Source organism: Salegentibacter sp. (assembly GCF_036568425.1).
Taxonomy (GTDB): domain Bacteria; phylum Bacteroidota; class Bacteroidia; order Flavobacteriales; family Flavobacteriaceae; genus Salegentibacter.
Window position 1 is genome coordinate 19,733 of record NZ_DATCSO010000067.1, and the last position, 20,274, is coordinate 40,006.

Here is a 20,274-nt window from a genome sequence, read left to right on the forward strand (position 1 = left end):
AAAAAAGCCCCGCTATAAGCGGGGCTTTTTTATATCTAATCTCCTATTTACCTTTAATAGTGACTTCTCCCATATTTTTAGGAATAGAAATCACCCCAAGCTCTTTGAATTTCTCCAAAGTAAATTCATTTAACTGAATGTCTTTCTTCTGAATATTTCCCCCCCTACCTAGTTCATCGTAGCGATGAAGTCCCGTAAGCATTCCTGTGTGGGTTACAATCCGGTACTCTCTTTCTGACTGAAGCTCCTCCCCGTTCACTTTCACCTCGCTAATACGCTTACCTAAAGCTTTGCCATAGTCCAGGGTATAACTCACTCCACTGCTTTGCAGCAAACCACCTACCACTTCATATTTATCCATAGGCTTCTGGTTAGCAGCAGTTTGTTCGAGGAGAGCCTTCACCTGTTCCCCTGTGAAGCTTAGAGTGGCTAGCTTTGGAGAATGAGGGATGAGTCGATATATGTTCTCCCGGGTTACATCTCCATAAAGGGAGATTCCGTACCCCACTCCCGGCAGAAAAGAAATATCAGCATCGTATTCTTCCCGAAGTAAATTCCCTACGAGCTTTTCAAAAGTACTTTCGCTTTTATACTGCCTGTCTATTACCGCTGTAGCTGTTGCGATGTTCTCTTCCAAATGCGCTCTATGCGGTTCCCGTAAGCTGTTGATGAGGGTTTCCATTTCAGGATTCTTTTCGAAATCGCTTAGCCATAGAAAGTGATTTTCTGCTTCTATCCCGGTTAATACTTTCTCTGAAATAGTTAATCTAATCTCTCCCAGTACAGCTGCATCAGACATAGACTGCACAATATAGGTGCTATTTATTTTTTCCGGTTTATCGATCACATCATGACTGTGTCCTCCAATAATAAGGTCAATATCCTTAAATTTCTTCGCGGTTAACCTGTCTATTGCTGTTCCCTGGTGAGAAAGAATCACAATTATATCGGCTTGCTGTTTCAGTTCCGGTAAATATTGCTTTATGACTTCATCCCCACGACGGAATTCAAGATCCTTCATATTATCGGGATTTCCGGTAAGATGGGTGTTGTGGTAGCCCAAAGCGAGAATCGCGATCCTGGTATCCTGATACTCCCTGATTATATAAGGATTACCAAAAATGCTTTTCCCAGTGCGCTTATCGGTGATATTAGCTCCTCCGAAAGGAAAACCGGCGATCTTCATAAGCTCTTCCGTGCGCCCCCTTCCATAGTCAAAATCATGGTTACCCAGGGCCATATAATCATATTCCAGTTTTTTCATCATTTGAACAACCGCTTCCCCTTCGGTTAGGTTTCCCAAAAGATCATCGCTAAAGGCATCTCCCGAATCAAACAGAAGCACATTGTCCTTACCCCTGATACTTCTAATTTCTTTTACAGCAGTAGCTAAAACTGCAAAACCACCTATCTCAGCATCTTTTTCAAAACTTATATAAGTATCTCTCCCCGGATCTCCGGTTTGGGAGGTCGCACTTCCGCTGGTAGTTGTAAAAGGAAGGTAGTTTCCGTGGATGTCATTGGTATGCAGAATACTTATAGTCTGGGAATTCGGCTCTTCAGGTGTGCCGGTTTCACTCCCCGACCCGCAAGACATAAACAGAGTAAGTATCATCGTAATGTTCAGGATTTTGAAGTTATTCATCACGGTAAATTTTTAGAAAGATATAAAGCAAGCCTGAAATCCTGATCAGCCTTAACAGATCTTAACCAAAAACTCTAAACATTTTTAAAAATAATGTAGCCACATTTGAAAATTAATCAGAGGCTGACCACTATATTAAATTTTAAATTTATACCAGGTGTAATAATACCAACAAGAGACTGTGGCAGCCTGCCATTGCCTTACTCGCAGTGAGTTTAGCAAAGGCAGGGCGCCACATCCGAACCCGTGACTATATTCTCCAAAAGCAGGGTTTATACCCTTCTTGATACATGTCTGGTCCGGGCTCTTTTTATTTTAATTTGTAGTAGCACAGCCATTGCAACAAAGCTTATCAAAATAATTAGCAACAGCATTTTAATTTCCGGGAACACATGACTCAAATCACCTCCTAGATAAGCTACTTTTCTGAAGGCTGTAAGAAAATGAGTGACAGGTATAGATTGTGCTATCCCATTTATAAATCCCGGAATGGCCATGCTGGGCCAGGTAAATCCACTAATTACAAAGGCCGGGGTAGAAATCACCATAAGTAATTCTGTTGCCTTTAATTGATTGGGAATAGCCACTGAAAACAACATCCCCACTCCCATTGAGGCCAGGCTTAAGAGAGTGATCAAAATCAGCATAGGGAAATTAAAGATCTCAGCCTCTATATTAAAGAATATAAACAAACGTCCTACAAATAGCCACATAAAAGGCAAAAACAGTATAAACGGTGTAGCTTTTAAAACTATGAGGTATAAGGAAGATTTATCTTTTTTCACCAGTTGCCTGAAATAACCATCTTCAAAATCTCTTGAAAATACCAGCGCCATTGCAAGAAAAATTACCTGCTGCATAATGGCTCCCAACAAACCGGGCATCATAAAACTAAGGTAATTGCCGGTAGAGTTATAAAGTTTATGGAAGTTAATTTTAAAACTCTCAAAAGATGCTTTAGCTGCTGCCGGATTTAAACCCTGCTTCTTAAGACTTTCAATCTCTATCCCCGCATTAAGGCTCATTAAAACCTGTTGAATATTCTTACTGGCGGTATTGGCATTTAGAATATTAGCCATATTGAGATCTACCCTTACCTCAGGATATCTTTTCTGGAGTACATCGGCCTCAAAACCTGAAGGTAAGGTCACCACAGCTACATATTGCTCAACCGGCATTTCGTCCAGTATGTTGCCGGGGTTATAACGCCGGTCTTTCACGAGAAGCCCTTCGTTATCTTCAAAGGCATCAGTAATCTTATCTGTTAACGGACTATTATCCTGATCTACAATTACAATTGGTAAGTCAACCACATTAGCCTGCTGGTAAACATAACCAAACAGAATTCCGTAAAGCACAGGAGCGCCGAAAAAGATAGCACAGAGAACACTATTGGAAAAAATACGCTTAAATTCCCATCTTAATAATTTATAAAATTCTTTCATCTATTTATTCTTTTATCAGAATGGTAGCATTGGAATAATAGGCTTTTTCATTTAAGTTGGAAGTTGGGACTACCTTTAATTCATATACAGATTCTGCCAAATCATAAAGCGGCGCCGTACTGGTGATCTCGGCATATCGGGGCAGTTGCTTTATGTAGGCAATTCTGCCTTTTATTTCTTCTTTGGTATATGGATTAAGCATCACCAATTCACTGCCCTTTTCAAAGTCATATATCCTGGATTCATTAATGGTAAATCTGAAATAAACACTATTCTTTTTATAGCCATTAAATAGCGAATAGCCAGGACTAAGCAGCTCTCCTTCTTCCAGACTTATTGTTTCAATAGTCATATCGGCAGGGGCAAGAAGATACTTTTCACTGGAAGCAGTGAGCACCTCTTCCCTGGCACCACGGGCACGATCCAATTGCCCCCGGGCCTGGTTAAGTTGTTCAGTTCTCACACTTTTCCCAGCTTCTTCTCGTTTTGCCTCCAATGCTTTTACCTGAGCCCTGGCCATTTGAAGTTTCATATCCACCTCATCTAATTGCTGACGGGTTATCAGGGAATCCTGGTACATATTGTTAAGTCGGAAATATGATTCCCGGGCAAATTCCAGTTCTGCCTTTGCAGCATTAAGTTTTCCTTCTATTTGGGTAAGCTGTTCTTTCGTGGCCCCGGCATTAGCCATATCGAATTGTCCGCGGGCAGCTGTTATTGCACCTTCGGCCTGCATCATTTTTGCATTGATCTCGGGTATATCAATATAGGCAAGGGTATCACCTTTACGTACTTCGTCACCTTCTGCTACATACAGTTTATTAATACGTCCAGCCAGCTTACTGCTAACAGAAATACTTTCAAATTTCACTTTCCCTCTGTAAGGAGTGATCTCCTGCTCATTGCTACAGGAAAGTAACATCAATAAACTAATAAGGCTAAATCCAATTTTTATTATTCTCATATCTTTAAAATGCTTTAGTAATTAAGTAATCCTTTGGAGTGAAGTAGCGTGGTTGCAGCTCTTCTCTGACGGAAGTAAGATTCCTGCAATTGAAAATTGGCCCTTTCCAGATCTTTCAGGGCATCTAAAACTTCGGTAATGGAAGCCAAATCATTTTTATGCTGCTTGTTCACCAGCTCAAAGGTGGCGCTGGCCAGTTCAACCTCCTTTTTCGCAATACGGGAATTCTGGAGGGAAGCTTCATAAGCGTTTTCGGCTTTTACAATGCTCAAGGCGATCATTTCTTCAGCTTCTTCGATCTGTTCCCTGTATTTTCTGGCTTCAAGTTCTGTTTTCTGACTGTTCAACCTGGCCTGGCCACCATCGAAAAGATTCCATTTAACACCTACTGCGGCATACCATTTAGGGTCAAAAAGTGATAAATCATCCTCCAAAAATTCATAATGGCCTTTTAGAGCTACTTTAGGAATAAACTGGCTTTTCTCCATTTTCGCTTTATACTCCGTAGCCTTTTCAGCCTCTTCCAAAGCTTTCACTTCATGCCGTTTTTCAGGAGCTAAATTATTTGAGGAGATCCCGGTAAGACTGGGATTGAGGGAGCCTAAAACTTTCTTATCTTCTCCCGTGAGCTGGTGTAGAACCTCGATAAGAAGGCTCTTGTTATGACTATACTCCAGTTGCCTGGCTGCCAGTTGTTGCTGGGCCAACTCTATTCTTTTTCGGCTAATAGGAGTAGCCAGTCCATTAGCTATGGCTTTTTTTACAAAATGCTCCTGGTCCTTTAAGTAATCTTCAGAAGCAGAAAGCACCTTTTCTGAGGCATTTACCAGGGCTAATTTGTCGTATGTTTCAATAATTTTGAGAATGATCCGGTCCTTTTCGGCCATTCCTGCATAGTGTAAAGATGCTTCCTTATGTTTTGCAGCTTTCAGAGCATTGGTCGCTTCAAATCCGCTAAACAGAACCCAATCCACATCTACAGAAGATTTCAATATATCTTTATTCTGAAGATTATTGATTTCCTGGAGTGGAATGTTTTCGGGAAAAGCAGTGTTAAAAGGAATACCTGCAGCTTCTTTTATCAGGAGTTTTTGAGTAGCCTTTAAAAGCTTTTGAGTATCATCATCAAAGGAGATATCATCGTTAAGACGGGTATAACTCCCGCTTAGGGAAATCTTTGGAAGAAAGACAGACTTTGCAAGCTTTTGATCTACTTGCGCCTGTTCGGCATCCAGCTCATTAATGTTAATACTATGGCTTTTCTCCAGACCTTTTTCTATAAGGTTTTCCAGGACAGGATCTGTTTCCTGAGCCAGCGAGGCATAAGGTAGCAGCCCCACAAGCAGAATAACCTGCAGGGTAAATCTCAATAAGTTTATTTTCATTGCAGCTTTTTTTTTAACACTGCAAATTTCCTTATTAAAGCGATAGTTTCTTTTGACCTAGATCAAATAATACAGATTATGATCTATTCCGGGTTTCTGCCTTACGAATGCGACTAAGGGTTTCCTGGGTCATTCCAAGGTAGGAAGCAATATACCCCAGTGCTACCCGGTTAACAATATCAGGATATTCGTTTAACATATAATCATAACGCTCGCGGGCTGTCTGAAACTGTATGGCATTCAATTTATTGACTACCCGCGTGAGCATCTCTGTAGAAAGAAGCCTTCCCAGTTTTTCCATATTGTGATAACGGGCAAACAAAAGGTCTAGATTTTCCCGTGTAATGCTGTAAACAACCGAATCCTCCAACATTTCAAGATAATATAAACTTGGATTCTGCTGAAAAAAGCTTTCAATACTTGACATAAATTGCCCCTCTACAAAAAACCACTGGGTAATTTCTTTTCCATCTTCTTTAAGGTAAAAACTTCTTCCTACCCCTTCCTCTACCAGGTAAAGTTTGGAACAAACCTGTCCTTCCTTTACCAGAGGCTTGTTTTTTTGCACCTTTTCTCTCTCAAAATAAGAAATAATATCCGCCAGTTCACTAGTAGGAAAGGGAACAATATTTTGTAAATAGTTAGAAAGTTTCATTAAATAAAGCTTCAAAATCGGGTTATAAAGTTAAGTAAATCTATAGACCAGAGGCCTACATCTTTAGAAATCCACAAACCGCTGAAAAACTAAAATAAGGAACCCGGTTCTCAGTACTGAGAACTAAATTTAAAGTATATAATCTGTACTCACAAAATTGGATTCCTTTCCGGAAACAAGTTCCTGCAGGATCTTGTTATTGTATTCGTTGTCTTTTGAAGCTACAAATGTTCTTATGGAGAAGGATCGCAGGGCATCGTGCACGCTCAAGGTACCTACAGCAGAGTCTTTTCTTCCGGTGAACGGGAATACATCCGGTCCTCTCTGACAGGCCGAGTTCAGGTTCACACGACACACCAGGTTTACCATAGTATCGATAAGCGGCGCGAGCTTGTGCACATCTTTTCCGAAGAGGCTCACTTGCTGTCCGTAATTTGAATCGGCTATCTCGTTTAGCAGGTCTTCTATAGAAGTAAAAGATTTTACAGGAATCACCGGGCCAAACTGCTCTTCCTTATAAACTCTCATCTCTTTTGTCACCGGGTAAAGCACGGCAGGGAAAATGTAATTATCGATCACCGTGCCTCCTTTTTCATTCAGGATCTTTGCTCCCTTTTCCTGTGCATCTTCTATCAATTCGGTGATATATTTGGGTTTATCAGGTTCAGGAAGAGGTGTTAGCTTTACACCATCTTCCCAGGGATTACCAAACTTTAACTGGTCTACCCTTTCAGCAAAACGCCTATTGAATTCCTCTCTTATATCTTCATGAACATAAATGATCTTCAAGGCGGTACAACGTTGCCCATTAAAGGATAAAGTTCCTGAAAGACATTCCTCAATGCTGTGATCCAGATCGGCATCGGGTAGGATAATCGCAGGGTTTTTAGCCTCAAGACCCAGAACCAGTCTCAACCTGTTCTTATGCGGATGCTGATCCTGCAAAGCAATAGCCGACTTACTGTTTCCGATTAAAGCCAGTACATCTATTCTCCCGGTTTTCATAAGGGGTGCCGCCACTTCTCTTCCCCGGCCGTAAATGATATTTACAACGCCTTTTGGAAAGCTTTCCTTAAAAGCCTCCAATAATGGTGACAATAACAAAACTCCGTGTTTTGCAGGCTTAAAGATCACCGTATTCCCCATTATTAATGCCGGAATAAGCAAGGCGAAGGTTTCATTTAAAGGATAATTATAAGGCCCCAGACAGAGCACAACTCCCAGCGGTCCACGGCGGATATGTGCGTGCACATTATCCCGTTTCTGAAAATTAGCGCTATCGCGATCCAGCTGCTTATAATCTTCAATGGTATCGTAAATATATTCCACCGTTCTGTCGAATTCCTTTTCAGAATCGGGCAGGGATTTACCTATTTCCCACATCAGGAACTTCACCACGGTCTCCCGCTCTTTCTCCATGAGCTTCACAAATTTCGTCATACTCTCAACCCGATCTGCAACCCTGGCAGTAGGCCATTCTCCTTTTCCCTTATCGTAGGCATTACAGGCATGTTCCAATACCTCAAGAGCGGCAACCTCATCCATATGCGGCACCGTACCTAACAGGGTTTTACTATAACTTTCCGAAGAAGAAATAGTTGAATAAACCTCATCTTTCTTCCCTTCCCATTTTATTAATTCTCCGTTTGCCAGGTAAGTATCCTGATGAATCGGTTCGACTTGATAAAATTTGCTGGTACTCATAATTTGGTTTTTGGTTTATTAAAAAAGAAATTTAAAGCTAAGGTGTTTTAAGCCAATACAAACTAAGGCCCCCTGCTTTCACAAAAATTTATGACGCAAGAGAAAACAAAAGCAGCATTTCTCAAAAAATAAGCAGGAAATCTTACAGGTCAGATCAATTTGTTTTTTATTAGACAGCTTCTATGGAATGAGCCAGTAGCCTATCCCCACTGAAAAATAGAAAACATCATCCAATGTTTCTTCATATACAAAATCAGGGGTAATAATCTTGCTTTCCCCCTGCGGAAATGCCAGATGAGGCCTGAAAGAGAAAATAAATTGATTATGGTAGTAGTATACAGGAAGACTGAGTTCTACAGAAAGTATATTAAAGTTTGATGCTTCCTCTACTTCTATAGTCTGAACCGTCATCGGCTGCTGCATGGCATTTTTGCCTTTTCGGTTCCCTAAACGACTGGTTTGGTAATATTCCTGGTAAAAATACTGCGAGCCTGCATTTAATCTGAAAGTAGGATTAAGAATGAGCTTATTTTCGATTACACTAAGGCTATTATCAAGAATAAGTCCAGCGAAAAAATCGGTATCTCCGTCTTCAGAAAAAAAAGTACTTCCGGTTACACTTAACTCCAGAAAACCAAAATCATAGCCTAACAGAGCCATCAGGTTTCCAGAAGTTTGAGATTGTACGTTGTAACTTTCTTCATTAAAGAAATACTTTGTAGCAGCAATCCCACCGTTAAGTCCGTTCGCGTCAAAGCGATATCCGGCACTAAGCAAGCCCATATCCACCCTGTTTTCATCCTTTACCAGATAAGACAGGGAAGCATCGGCGTAAAAACCTGAGCGGTGGTAATATCCTAAAGACGGCAATAAATAAGGTGCTGCTACAGAATCTCTTCTTCCCATAAAAACCGCATCACTTGAGTAGCTCAGATCTGCAAAAAGAAAAGAAATCCCTTCCTGGGTTTTCTCTTCCCTAAGGTTCTTATCGGCCTGGGCCCATAAACCAATTCCCTGAAATAGTATCAGGAATACTAGTAGCCTTTTCATAATTAAGATTTAAAGAAAGCCGGAAATCAGTCTTGATTTCCGGCTTTCTGATTAGTTATTTTTCCCCTTTCTGGGGTTTTTCTGAACTTGTTTTTGAATGTTCTTCTGCATGTTTTTCTGAACCTTATTCTGCATCATATTCTTCTGCACCATGTTTTTGCGAAGCTGATACATATTGGTGAGTTTTTGACCCTCCATATTCAAACATTCTCCATCCTGGAGACGCTTTTGTTGTTGATTGCGAACCTGATAAGTGCCATCTGGCCTTACAGAAATCCCATCTCCCACGTTAAGCTGTTCCTGTACACGGTTTTGCGACTGATTCCTAATCCGGTACATATCCCCATCTATTCGGGAATATTGCACACGGTTTTGATTTCGCTCCTGGATCTGAGCTTCAGACAAGCCTTTGTTCTCCTGTCGAACCTTAAACCGGTACTGGTACTCGCTATTATACTTCACTCCGTCCATATCGAGACATTCCCCGTTTTTAAGTCGAAGTTTTTTTCCCTCGCGGGTTACATAAGTGCCATTCGGACTTAAAACCGTTCCATCATTCAGAGTTATTTTGTCCTGTAGCCGCTGTTGATCCTGATCTCTTATCTGTAAAAGATCTCCATCTACCATCATTAATCGTGTTTGATCACGATCCTGGTCCCTGTCCTGGTCTCTGTCCTGTGCAATCCCTGTTTGGATGCCTAAGAATAGAAGTACCAATAAAAATAATACTCTCATTGTGTTTACTTTAGGTTAATATTACTAATAAACTTAGTGCAGAGATCTCACAAAAAGAATGATATATCTCAGCAAAAAAATCCCTGTAAGCATTCGAGTTTCCATTTCTTTATAACTAAAAATTTAACGCCTAAAGCCACTGCCAGATCTTCATAATTTTATAATTTTGGATTATATCCAAATTAATGGATTTAATCCTGTTTTAATGAGTACAAAATCTATTATACATCTGGATCTGGACACATTTTTTGTGTCGGTAGAACGTTTGCTTAACAGCAAATTAGAGAACCGGCCGCTTATTGTGGGAGGAATGGGAGATCGTGGAGTAGTCGCAGCCTCGAGTTATGAAACGCGTAAATTCGGGATCTTCTCCGGAATGTCTATGAAAGTAGCCCGGCAACTTTGCCCCCAGGCCATCGTGATTAAAGGAAATGCCAGCACCTATACCTACCACTCAAATATAGTAACCGAAATCATTCAAAATCAGGTCCCCTCTTTTGAAAAGGCCAGCGTAGATGAATTCTATGCCGATCTCACCGGAATGGATAAGTTCTTCGGAATAGAGAAATTTGCCAAAGAGCTTCGGCAAAATATTATAAAAGAAAGCGGTCTCCCTATCTCTTTTGGCTTATCGCAGAACAAAATCGTTTCCAAGATCGCTACCGGCGAAGCTAAACCCAATGCTGAAAGTATCGTGGCAAGGGGCAGCGAAAGAAATTTTCTAGCTCCTCTTGCCGTAAACAAGATCCCTCTGATAGGCAACAAAACCTATCAAACCCTGATGAACCTTGGTGTTTATAAAATTGAGACCATCCAGCAAATGCCCGTAGAAATGCTGGAAAGCGTACTGGGTAAGAACGGCCGCACAATATGGAAAAGGGCTCACGGCATAGACAATTCTCCTATTATCCCCTTTCACAAAAGGAAATCTATCTCTACCGAGCGCACTTTTGGCCGTGATACTATAGATATGATAAGGCTCCATGCCACCCTGGTAGCGATGACAGAAAGCCTCGCCTACCAGCTGAGGAAAGGAAATAAACTCACCAGCCAGGTGAGCGTAAAGATCAGGTATTCCGATTTCCAGACCCAAAGCAAGCAGGCTAAGATCCCTTACACCAGCGCCGACCATATTCTTATTCCCAAAATAGAGCAACTTTTCAAACAGCTTTATTCCCGCCGACTGCTAATAAGGCTGATAGGAGTAAAATTCAGCGGGATCGTAGGAGGAAATTACCAGATCAATCTCTTCGATGATTCTGAAGAGATGCTGAACCTCTATAATTCCATAGACCGTATCCGTAACAAATTCGGGGAACACAGCGTGATGCGGGCCGTTACTTTAGGCACAAAAACCATCGGCAGGATGGGCAATGCTTTTGATGGAGCCCCACCGGTAGTCCTGGCGCATAGAAAACAATAATGTATCTCAATTGTCACACATACTATTCCCTACGCTACGGAACTTTCTCTGTTGAGGAGTTGTGCAAACTTGCGCAAAAGAATGCCGTTTCTGCTCTGGCTTTAACCGATATCAACAATACTTCGGCCTGCCTGAATTTTATTAAACAAGCCCCGCAATATGGTATAACACCACTTATCGGAATAGACTTCAGAAATGGGGTAGATCAGCAATATGTGGGTATAGCCGCGAGCAATACCGGATTTCGGGAACTCAATACACATCTCGCGACACACCTCCACCAAAAAAAAGATTTTTCTCCCGATGCGCCGGAGCTTCCGGAATGCTTTGTCATCTATCCCTTAGAAAAAGTGATGAGCAGAAAGAAAATCCGCTTCCGGGACAACGAATTCATAGGGGTTTCTGCGGAAAGCCTTCGGAAATTAAGGTTTTCAAAATACCTGGAATTTGAAGATAAACTGGTGCTTTTGCAGAGCGTGAGCTTCCGAAGTAAAAGAGATTATAACGCGCACCGACTCCTACGAGCCATAGATAATAATACCCTGCTGAGTAAACTTCCGACAGAGGAGCAAGCCTCTTTCTCCCAGCAGATGTTTCCCGAAAAAGAGCTTTTAAAGGAATTCCAGGATTTTCTCTGTATCGTAAAAAATACCCGTAACCTGATGCGGGCCTGTAAAGTAAAATTCGATTTTGGTACAAACCGCATCAACCGCAATCTACAGGTCTTCGGAAACAACAAAACTGAAGACATAAAAAAGCTTCGGGAACTTTGTTATGAACGTCTGTCAAAGCGATACCCTGAACCCACTCAGCAAATCCTCGATAGGCTGGAAAAAGAGTTAAAAGCTATCACCCACCTGAATTTCACACCTTATTTTCTCATCAATCTGGACATCGTGGAATATGCCCGGTCTAAGAACTTTCCGTTTATTGGACGGGGCAGCGGGGCGAATTCAATCGTGGCTTACATCATTGGCATCACCAACGTAGATCCCATCGAGCTCGATCTCTATTTTGAGCGTTTCATCAATGCCTTTCGCAATTCCCCGCCCGATTTCGATATAGATTTTTCGTGGAAAGACCGCAACGAGGTAACGGCTTATATCTTCAGGAAATATAAGAACACCGCCCTGCTCACGACTTATGTTACCTTTAAACGTAGAGCGGTAGCACGGGAACTTGGCAAGGTTTTCGGTTTGCCAAAGGAAGAAATAGACAAACTGGTTTCGGGTTATTTTGAGCTGGGAGAACTCGACGAAACCCAGAAACTGGTACTGAGGTACAGCGCTCTTATAGAAGGTTTTCCCAATTATCTAAGCGTACATTCCGGTGGAATCGCGATCCTCGATGATGCGGTCTACAATTATTGCGCTACTTTTTTACCGCCCAAAGGTTTCAGAACCCTGCAAATCGATATGAATGTTTGCGAAGATGTGGGTATTCATAAATTTGATATTCTCGCCCAGCGCGGCCTTTCCAAGATCACCGACGCCATTGAGATCATCAAAGAAAATCAGCCAGAAGCCAGGATAGAAGACATTGAAAACATACAGCTTTTCAAAGAAGATCCTGAAATCAATTATTTATTAAAAACCGGAGATTGCATGGGCGTTTTTTATGTAGAATCTCCTGCCATGCGGGGGCTGCTCATCAAACTACAGACTCAGGATTATATGAATCTGGTGGCGGCCAGCTCGGTGATACGGCCGGGGGTCTCCAGCGGAGGAATGAAGGAAGAGTATATTCAGCGCCACAGGAATCCGGAAAAAAGAAAAGAGGCTCATCCCGTATTGCTAAAGATTATGCCCGATACTTATGGAGTAATGGTATACCAGGAAGATGTGATGAAAGTAGCTCACCACTTCGCCGATCTCAATTTCGACGACGCCGATGTATTACGACGTGGCATGAGCGGAAAAAAATACCTGCGGGAAGACCTTCTGCGCATCAAAGCTACTTTCAGAGAGAATTGCCTCAAAAAAGGCTATGAAGAATATCTGATAGGAGAGGTGTGGGAACAAATCGCTTCTTTTGCCGGCTATGCTTTTCCGAAAGGCCACTCCGCTTCCTATGCGGTAGAAAGCTACCAAAGTCTATATTTAAAGCGCTACTTTCCGCTGGAATTTATGGTGGCAGCACTAAACAACGGTGGCGGATTTTATGACGTGGAAACCTATCTCAAGGAAATAAAAAGATGTGGCGGAAATATCCATCCGCCCTGTATCAATAAAAGTGATCATCCCACGGTGATTTACGGAAAAGATATCTACCTGGGCTTTGGGTACCTCAAAGAACTTGAGCTCAAAAGCATTCAGAAGATCCTGGAGAACCGACAGTTTTTCGGGGAATTCAGATCTTTTGATGAGTTTATAGATCGGGTGGAACTTTCTATTGAACAGCTCAGTATTCTTTTGCGCATCAATGCTTTCCGATTTACAGGTATAGACAAACACCAGCTTCTATGGAAAGCTCATTTCAAACTGAACAAGACCAAATCCAAAACTTCCCAGGCCGCGCTGTTTAAACCTCCGCACAAGGATTATGAACTGCCTGAATTTTCCTATTCAGAATTGATAGATGCCTACGACGAGATAGAATTGCTGGGATTTCCGCTGTGCAGTCGGTTTAGACTGTTGAAATACAAAATGCAGGCTTCAGTACTGGCAGCTGAATTAAAAAATTATGTGGGTAAAAAAATTAGTATTTACGGCAACCTCATCACCCTGAAGAAAACAGCGACTAGCACTAAACGCTATATGTATTTTGGCACTTTTTTCGATAAAAACGATAATGTTTTCGATACGGTGCATTTCCCTGATATAGCCGAAAAATACCCCGTAAGAGGCAAAGGAATTTATCTGTGTCGGGGCATTGTGACAGATGAGTTAGGCTATCTTTCCATACAGATAAGAGCTATAGAAAGGCAACCAATTTTAATCGATCCCCGCTTGGCAGTACCCGCTTATTAATTGAGCTCGAATTTTTGTTTGGGCTGGTTCACCAGGTTCACCAGGCCAAGCAATCGGAGGACAAAAACACCGAAAAGCAGCGTGATCGCTATTTTGAAATAATACATCAAACTGGAACTTCCAAAACTGCTACGATAATGGGCCAGCAATTCCCGCCCTACTTCCGGCTGTATCTCTGCCAGTCGATTTAAATAAATATTCGCATTATTAAAAAGCTTTCTCCCCCTGGTGTTGATTAGCACCTGAGCCACTCCAAAATTTTTATTCTCAAGATGATAAAGGATCTCGTTCTCCACCTTCTGGTAGGCTAAGAAATTTGTCTTAAAATTTGCCAGGTGTTGTACCTCCTCTTCTACAAGATATGTGGTTTCATACGCTGCGAGGATATTGTTTATTTTCAGATTAGTCTCTTTTATCTTATCGATATTAGCAGACGATATTCTAAAATTGTTCTCATTAAGATGTTCAAAAATGAGTTGCTTTTGGTGAAGTAAATCAGAAAGCATATACATTTGCGAGGCGGGTATCAACCTGTCTTCATAAAGAGAAGAAAAATCGCTATCGATTTTTTGAAGGTTTTTATTCTCAATCAATTCAGCGATAAGAATAAGGGCAAAAAACAGACTAAGCAACAATATAAGCCGTTTCCTTTTTTCGGGTTTAATGGAAAATAAATCTTTCATAGCAATCAGGCTTTAAACTGAAATCGAACGTGCTCTAAATATCTGAGCGCTATACAAAATAACAAAATCAGCCCGATTTTTAAGTTTTTTATTAATAAAAAAGCCTCAATTCCGAATTCCGAAATTGAGGCTTTCTTAATTTATATTTTTGTTTTTAAAAATAGCAACCTTTGCCACGACGTCTACCTGGATTGGATTCGCTGTCTCCAATTTTAAAACCTATACTTAAAAGCACCTGGTTTAGACGGGAATCTGTAAAATCTGCATCATTAACCCCATATTCCCCATTATCTATATCAACAAACTGAAGCTCTTTTGAAGCTAAAGTACGGTCATACCGTAGGTCTACTTCAAACCTTCCAAAATTGACTTTTACCCCTGCCTGGGCTGCCAGAGGAGTATTTTGAACAACAATTACCTTATCTGGTGGTTCAGTACCCTCCAGGGAGGAATTCATAATATTCTGATAAGCAGGGCCTGCATAGATATCTATAGGCCCCCAGATGTTATATCCAAACAGTAACGGGATGCTTATTTTATCTACCTCGTAAGCAGAAGGCTGCGTTGGAAATTCGAAGGTAGTACTCATCGTGTGATACATCGCTTCCGGCCTGATAAAGAATTTTCCGAATTTCAACTGAAAGAAAACTCCGGCGTGAAAGCCAAATTCAGGATCTGCCTCTATGGTGCCATCAAAATAACCAACACCACCGGGATCCTTTCCGGTAATAGATCCTCCCATTACATAATTACCACCGCCTTTCACTCCAAAACTATATTCCTGGGCATTTGAAGAAAGGCTAAAACACAGCAGCCCAATTAAAATCGGTAAAAAACTTTTGTTCATAAATGTAGATTTATCGGTCTTAACTTCCCGGGTAAATATATCAATTAAATAAAATAATAGAATAATACTCTATATCTTTTTAACGCAAAAAATCGGCTAAACGTATATTAACAAAAAAGCATCGGAAAAACCGATGCTTTTAATGATCTATTTAAAAATTTTAGTGTACAATAATTGGATCTGCATTTCCATCAGGATCTCCGTTTACAGTACCATCGGTGCTGGCATTACCAAGCAACAATACTCCGGCTGCATGTGGTGAAGCCATAGAAGTACCACTAATTGTGTTATACCCACCATCTTTCCAGGTAGACTTTATCGCAACTCCAGGAGCAGCATAATCTACCGGTGGATTTCCGTAGTTAGAGAAAGAGGCCCAATTATCGTTAGAATCCATCGCGGAGATAGTAACGATATTAGCACCATTAACTCTTGCAGGAGAAGAGCTGTTTGCATCGCTGCTTTCATTACCGGCAGCAAGAGCAAACTTAATCCCTTGTTGAGAAGCTGAAAGTACAGCCTGATCCAAAGCATCAGAAGTTGGACCTCCAAGACTCATATTGGCAACATCTCCGCTGTTTCCGTTAGCTGCAACGTAATCAACCCCGGCGATAACACCTGAGTATGATCCACTACCTCGGCTATCTAGAACCTTTACAGGAATAACTGTCGCACCCGGTGCAACACCAATTACTCCTACTTCATTATTCAAGGCAGCGATAGTACCTGCAACGTGAGTTCCGTGACCGTTACCATCATCTGCAGATTTTCCGTCTTTTCCTGAAGTAAAGGCATTAAAAGCTCTGGAAGCATCAACATTAAGATCTTCATGATCCAGGTCTATTCCCGAATCGATTACCCAGGCCACTGCAGACCCGGTGTAATTAGCTACACCGTTTACACGGGCGATACCAAAAGGAGTTTCCTGACCGGTGGTTCCTCCACCATCTCCGCCGCCGTCACAAGGGCCGCCATTTGGAGTACCACAAGGTGGAGCGAAAGTTACGATCCTGTCTTCTTCGATATAAGACACTTCTTTTTTACCACGAAGGAGTTCAACTTGCTCCGCAGTTAGTTTCATTGCTGCTCCATTAAGAGCTTTACTGTATACCGCAAAAATATCGGCATCCTCAATGGCGCTTTCGCTTAAAAGTTGTTCTGTTTTAGCCTTTACAGCTTCCTGGGCACGGGTATAACTTTCAGGATACTTTTCTCCCTGGTCACCTGTGACATCTGTATTAAAAACCACGATATACTGGCCCTGAATAATTTCTGAACTGGAAGGAGCTACCTGCTGCTCTTCCAGACTTTGATTCTCTTCCTTATCCTGAGAACAGGAGAACATGAATGCTGCGGCCATAACAGTTGCTGCTAAAGGCCTGAGTTTTTGTAAAATCATAAAATTAAATGTTTGGTTAAAAAAAGGTTAATAGATCGATCAAATCTATGATTTTATAGACAAAAAACAAACTTTTTTCTTATTTGTTATAAATAAATCAAAGTTACACTCAAATAAATGTATAATTCACCATAAAAAAAAGCCCACTGAAATCAGGGGACTTGATAGCATTTTAAGATTTTTAATAAATATTACTCAGAAGTTTTTACCTGGCCATCTTTGATCATCCATTGCTCAAAACCTTTATCCAATTCCTGCACATTCTGATATCCCATGCGCTTCAATACCTTTAAAGCCTTTTTGCTTTTTGAACCATCGGTACAATAAAGTAATACCGGGCGAAATTTATCCAGGCTATTCAGTTTTTTTCTGAATTCTTCATCAAACACAATATTCTTCGCATTAAGGATATGCGCTTCGGTATACTCATTCCTTGACCTGATATCAATAAGCTGTACATCCTCCATCTGAAGATGTAACTTCATCTCTTCTACACTTATATTTTCTACCGTATTGGGCATGCCGGAAGATTCGGCCTGAACTTCTTTACAGGAATAAAAACTCCCTGCTAAAAGTAGCACGGCCAGAAATCGACTTGTTTTTTTCATAAATTAGTCTTCCACTATTTCACCTTCCCATTCTATAATTCCTCCAAGAAGGTTATAGGTGGTGGCAAACCCCATTTGATCCATAAGCTGGCAGGCCTGTTCGCTGCGTTGTCCCGAACGACAATAGATGTAGTAGTTCTTAGACTTGTCCAGTTTTTCAATTTCATCCACAAATTCCTGGCCCTTATAAATGTCAATAAGTTTGGCATTGGGAAGATAACCTTCTTCCATCTCTTCTTCGGTTCGTACATCTAAAACCACAGCTTTATCGTCCTGCTCCAGTTTTTCTCTCCATTCCTCCTGAGTTAGTTCTTTCATAAATTTTAATCTTATTTTTTTAATTCCCTTGAAGAAAGGAATCTACAGTTAATCAATTTTGGCCGAAAGGTAAAAAGATTTCCTCCTTATAAAGCCTATTCCACTTTCCCGATTAAAATTTTGTAAAATATTTAACACTACCCCCGCTTTAAATCTTATCCCTTACTATATATTTGTACATACAAATGTTGTAGTAACAAATGAATATAGAAGATACAATAAAAGCCACTGGCAAGCTACCCGAATCCCGCCGGCTTATCCTTAATATCCTGGTGACCGCCAACCATATTAATGACAGGATCGGAGAGGCCTTAAAAGATTTTGATCTTTCTATTCCGCAGTTTAACGTTTTGCGCATTCTTAGGGGGCAAAAGGGAAAACCAGCAAACCTAAGCACCATACAGGAGCGGATGGTTAGCAGAATGAGCAACACCACGCGCCTGGTTGACAAGCTAATCGCTAAAGAGCTGGTGGAACGCGTTACCTGTGAAGCCAATAGAAGAAAGGTGGAAATTAGTATTACCCAAAAAGGACTGGAATTTCTTCAGGAAGTCGATCCGGTGATAGATAAAATTGAAGCGGAAATCGCTTCACGGATAAATTCCGAAGAAAATGAATTACTGAACGAGAAATTAAACGAGTTAAGGAGTTGAAAGTAAAACAACCAATTAGCTTCTGGCAATTAATAAACTGAATATAAATTAAATAACAAAAAAGATGAAAAAGAATGTATTGAAAGTTGCTCTGGCATCCGTAATCGTATTAACCACTGTCGCATTTACCACAAACAACCTTGAAAAAAAGGAAGTTGATGTAAAAAACAGCGAAGTTACCTGGAGAGGTGAAAAAGTTACAGGATTCCACACCGGAACTGTCGAGCTGAAAGAAGCTCACTTTATCGTGGAAGATGGCGAGCTTAAAGGTGGTGAATTCATTATGGATATGAAATCCATCAATGTAACCGACCTGAAAGGCGAAAACAAAGGAAAATTGGAAGGTCACCTGAAGTCTGATGATTTTTTCGGCGTGGAAACCTACCCCACCGCTAAACTTGTGATCACTAGCGCTGCTAAAAAAAGCGACGGTACCTACGGAGTTGTTGCCGACCTTACTATTAAGGAAGACACTCATCCGGTAACTTTCGACCTGGAGTGGAACGAGAATTCAGCCAGCACGGATTTAACTATAGACCGTTCAAAATATAATGTGCGTTATGGTTCAGGGAGCTTCTTTGATAATCTTGGGGACAAGACAATCTATGACAATTTTGAGTTGGAAGTAGATTTGAAATTCTAAATCGGCGGGAAAGAAATTGCTATTGAAAGAAAAAGTTAAAAATGACTATGGAAAAGAAAGTAAATCCTCAGGCCAGTAATATTGCCTGGAAAGGTAAAAAGGTATTGGGATCCCACGAAGGTACGATCGATTTGAAAGATGGAAAGTTCCAGTTTGAAAACGAGCAAATCGTAGGTGGAGAATTTGTGATGGATATGACCAGTATTAGTGTTACCGATCTTAAGGGAGATGACAAAGCTGGTCTGGAAGGCCATTTGAATTCAGATGACTTCTTTGGAGTAGACAACTATCCAACTTCTAAACTCGTAATCACCAGCGTCGCCAAAAAAGACGACGGGACTTATGGAGTGGTTGGAGATCTAACCATCAAAGATCAAACCCATCCCGTAACTTTTGATCTGGATTGGAGCGATAATACTGCAACTACCAAATTGAGCATAGACCGTTCAAAATATAATGTTCGGTATAATTCGGGTAGTTTCTTTAGTGGACTGGGAGACCAGACTATTTACGATAATTTCGATTTAAATGTTGAGTTGAAATTCTAAATTACTCCTCAACAATAGCTAAAAGCCATCCCTCAGATGGCTTTTTTTCATAAAAAGTTTTGTGCGTTAAAAATTGCGTTCTATATTTGACCTCAATGAAAAACAGAATAGCAAATACCTGGTGGTGGAACAACTTACGTCAAACGTCGTGAAGTAACACTGCTATAGTATAAAATCATACAAAGGCTTGTCTCACGACAAGCCTTTTTTTTATACTTTTTTGTCATTTCCGCACAGGCGGAAATCTCAAACAAACCAGGGTCATTTCCGCGAAGGCGGAAATCTAAATCAAACAAAGGCCATTTCCGCGACGGCGGAAATCCAATACCAATTATAAACTCCCGCTTTAGTTGGAGTGAGAAAATAAATAGTATATGAACCCTAATTACCAATATCACATATACATTATTACAAACCATAAAAATGGAACATTATATATTGGAATGACTGGGGACCTGAAACAAAGGTTATATCAACATAAAAATCAAAGTTTAAAAAGCTTCAGTTCCCGATATCGGCTCAATAAATTAGTATACTATGAAGAATTTGAATATCCATCTCTAGCAATAAAAAGAGAAAAGCAATTAAAAAAATGGAATC

Annotated in this window: 19 protein-coding genes; 6 read left to right on the forward strand and 13 right to left on the reverse strand. The window is 40.8% G+C overall.

Annotated elements, in window-relative coordinates:
- Window positions 1-43: 43 nt before the first annotated feature.
- The 8 genes from VIM94_RS06390 to VIM94_RS06425 all read right to left on the reverse strand — a co-directional run bounded on the left by VIM94_RS06390 (window position 44) and on the right by VIM94_RS06425 (window position 9,583).
- Window positions 44-1,645 carry a bifunctional UDP-sugar hydrolase/5'-nucleotidase gene (locus tag VIM94_RS06390; RefSeq protein ID WP_332038456.1) on the reverse strand — a complete coding sequence of 534 codons (1,602 nt, stop codon included), beginning with the start codon at window positions 1,643-1,645 and terminating at the stop codon, window positions 44-46.
- A 272-nt stretch (window positions 1,646-1,917) separates the two neighbouring features.
- Window positions 1,918-3,090: an ABC transporter permease gene (locus tag VIM94_RS06395; protein ID WP_332038457.1), complete on the reverse strand. Its 1,173-nt coding sequence runs from the start codon at window positions 3,088-3,090 to the stop codon at window positions 1,918-1,920.
- 4 nt (window positions 3,091-3,094) lie between these two features.
- Entirely contained in the window at window positions 3,095-4,054 is a 960-nt protein-coding gene (locus VIM94_RS06400; protein WP_332038458.1) for an HlyD family secretion protein, read from the reverse strand.
- Between the two features lie 14 nt (window positions 4,055-4,068).
- Window positions 4,069-5,439 (reverse strand): TolC family protein, encoded by a 1,371-nt coding sequence (locus VIM94_RS06405; protein WP_332038459.1) that lies wholly within the window; start codon window positions 5,437-5,439, stop codon window positions 4,069-4,071.
- Between the two features lie 76 nt (window positions 5,440-5,515).
- Entirely contained in the window at window positions 5,516-6,094 is a 579-nt protein-coding gene (locus tag VIM94_RS06410; RefSeq protein WP_332038460.1) for a Crp/Fnr family transcriptional regulator, read from the reverse strand.
- A 129-nt stretch (window positions 6,095-6,223) separates the two neighbouring features.
- On the reverse strand, window positions 6,224-7,798 hold the full coding sequence (locus tag VIM94_RS06415; RefSeq protein ID WP_332038461.1) for an NADP-dependent glyceraldehyde-3-phosphate dehydrogenase: 1,575 nt from the start codon (window positions 7,796-7,798) through the stop codon (window positions 6,224-6,226).
- A 180-nt stretch (window positions 7,799-7,978) separates the two neighbouring features.
- Complete coding sequence (locus VIM94_RS06420; protein ID WP_332038462.1) at window positions 7,979-8,848, reverse strand: hypothetical protein; 870 nt, start codon at window positions 8,846-8,848, stop codon at window positions 7,979-7,981.
- 51 nt (window positions 8,849-8,899) lie between these two features.
- The gene (locus VIM94_RS06425; protein ID WP_332038463.1) at window positions 8,900-9,583 is read right to left on the reverse strand and encodes a DUF6799 domain-containing protein; all 684 of its coding nucleotides are present in this window, start codon (window positions 9,581-9,583) and stop codon (window positions 8,900-8,902) included.
- A 205-nt stretch (window positions 9,584-9,788) separates the two neighbouring features.
- On the opposite strand from VIM94_RS06425, the gene dinB reads away from it, so the two are divergent.
- Window positions 9,789-11,006 carry a DNA polymerase IV gene (gene dinB / locus VIM94_RS06430; RefSeq protein ID WP_332038464.1) on the forward strand — a complete coding sequence of 406 codons (1,218 nt, stop codon included), beginning with the start codon at window positions 9,789-9,791 and terminating at the stop codon, window positions 11,004-11,006.
- On the forward strand, window positions 11,006-13,975 hold the full coding sequence (locus VIM94_RS06435; protein WP_332038465.1) for a DNA polymerase III subunit alpha: 2,970 nt from the start codon (window positions 11,006-11,008) through the stop codon (window positions 13,973-13,975). The genes dinB and VIM94_RS06435 overlap by 1 nt, the downstream gene beginning before the upstream one ends.
- Here the strand turns inward: VIM94_RS06435 and VIM94_RS06440 are convergent.
- The 5 genes from VIM94_RS06440 to VIM94_RS06460 all read right to left on the reverse strand — a co-directional run bounded on the left by VIM94_RS06440 (window position 13,972) and on the right by VIM94_RS06460 (window position 17,830).
- Window positions 13,972-14,658, reverse strand: a complete 687-nt coding sequence (locus tag VIM94_RS06440) for an MCP four helix bundle domain-containing protein (RefSeq protein WP_332038466.1) — start codon at window positions 14,656-14,658, stop codon at window positions 13,972-13,974. The two genes, VIM94_RS06435 and VIM94_RS06440, sit on opposite strands and share 4 nt — an antisense overlap.
- A gap of 154 nt (window positions 14,659-14,812) precedes the next feature.
- Window positions 14,813-15,505, reverse strand: a complete 693-nt coding sequence (locus tag VIM94_RS06445) for an outer membrane beta-barrel protein (RefSeq protein ID WP_332038467.1) — start codon at window positions 15,503-15,505, stop codon at window positions 14,813-14,815.
- Between the two features lie 160 nt (window positions 15,506-15,665).
- Window positions 15,666-16,904, reverse strand: coding sequence for a S8 family peptidase (locus VIM94_RS06450; RefSeq protein ID WP_332038468.1), 1,239 nt, complete (start codon window positions 16,902-16,904; stop codon window positions 15,666-15,668).
- Between the two features lie 191 nt (window positions 16,905-17,095).
- Window positions 17,096-17,512 carry a rhodanese-like domain-containing protein gene (locus VIM94_RS06455; protein WP_332038469.1) on the reverse strand — a complete coding sequence of 139 codons (417 nt, stop codon included), beginning with the start codon at window positions 17,510-17,512 and terminating at the stop codon, window positions 17,096-17,098.
- A gap of 3 nt (window positions 17,513-17,515) precedes the next feature.
- Entirely contained in the window at window positions 17,516-17,830 is a 315-nt protein-coding gene (locus VIM94_RS06460) for a rhodanese-like domain-containing protein (RefSeq protein ID WP_332038470.1), read from the reverse strand.
- A gap of 200 nt (window positions 17,831-18,030) precedes the next feature.
- Here VIM94_RS06460 and VIM94_RS06465 point away from each other — a divergent pair, with 200 nt between their 5' ends.
- From VIM94_RS06465 to VIM94_RS06480, 4 genes are all read left to right on the forward strand, one after another.
- Window positions 18,031-18,483 (forward strand): MarR family transcriptional regulator, encoded by a 453-nt coding sequence (locus VIM94_RS06465; protein WP_332038471.1) that lies wholly within the window; start codon window positions 18,031-18,033, stop codon window positions 18,481-18,483.
- Between the two features lie 64 nt (window positions 18,484-18,547).
- Window positions 18,548-19,126 carry a YceI family protein gene (locus tag VIM94_RS06470; RefSeq protein ID WP_332038472.1) on the forward strand — a complete coding sequence of 193 codons (579 nt, stop codon included), beginning with the start codon at window positions 18,548-18,550 and terminating at the stop codon, window positions 19,124-19,126.
- 47 nt (window positions 19,127-19,173) lie between these two features.
- Entirely contained in the window at window positions 19,174-19,674 is a 501-nt protein-coding gene (locus VIM94_RS06475; RefSeq protein ID WP_332038473.1) for a YceI family protein, read from the forward strand.
- 374 nt (window positions 19,675-20,048) lie between these two features.
- On the forward strand, window positions 20,049-20,274 hold a 226-nt coding region (locus tag VIM94_RS06480; protein WP_332038474.1), incomplete at its 3' end, for a GIY-YIG nuclease family protein.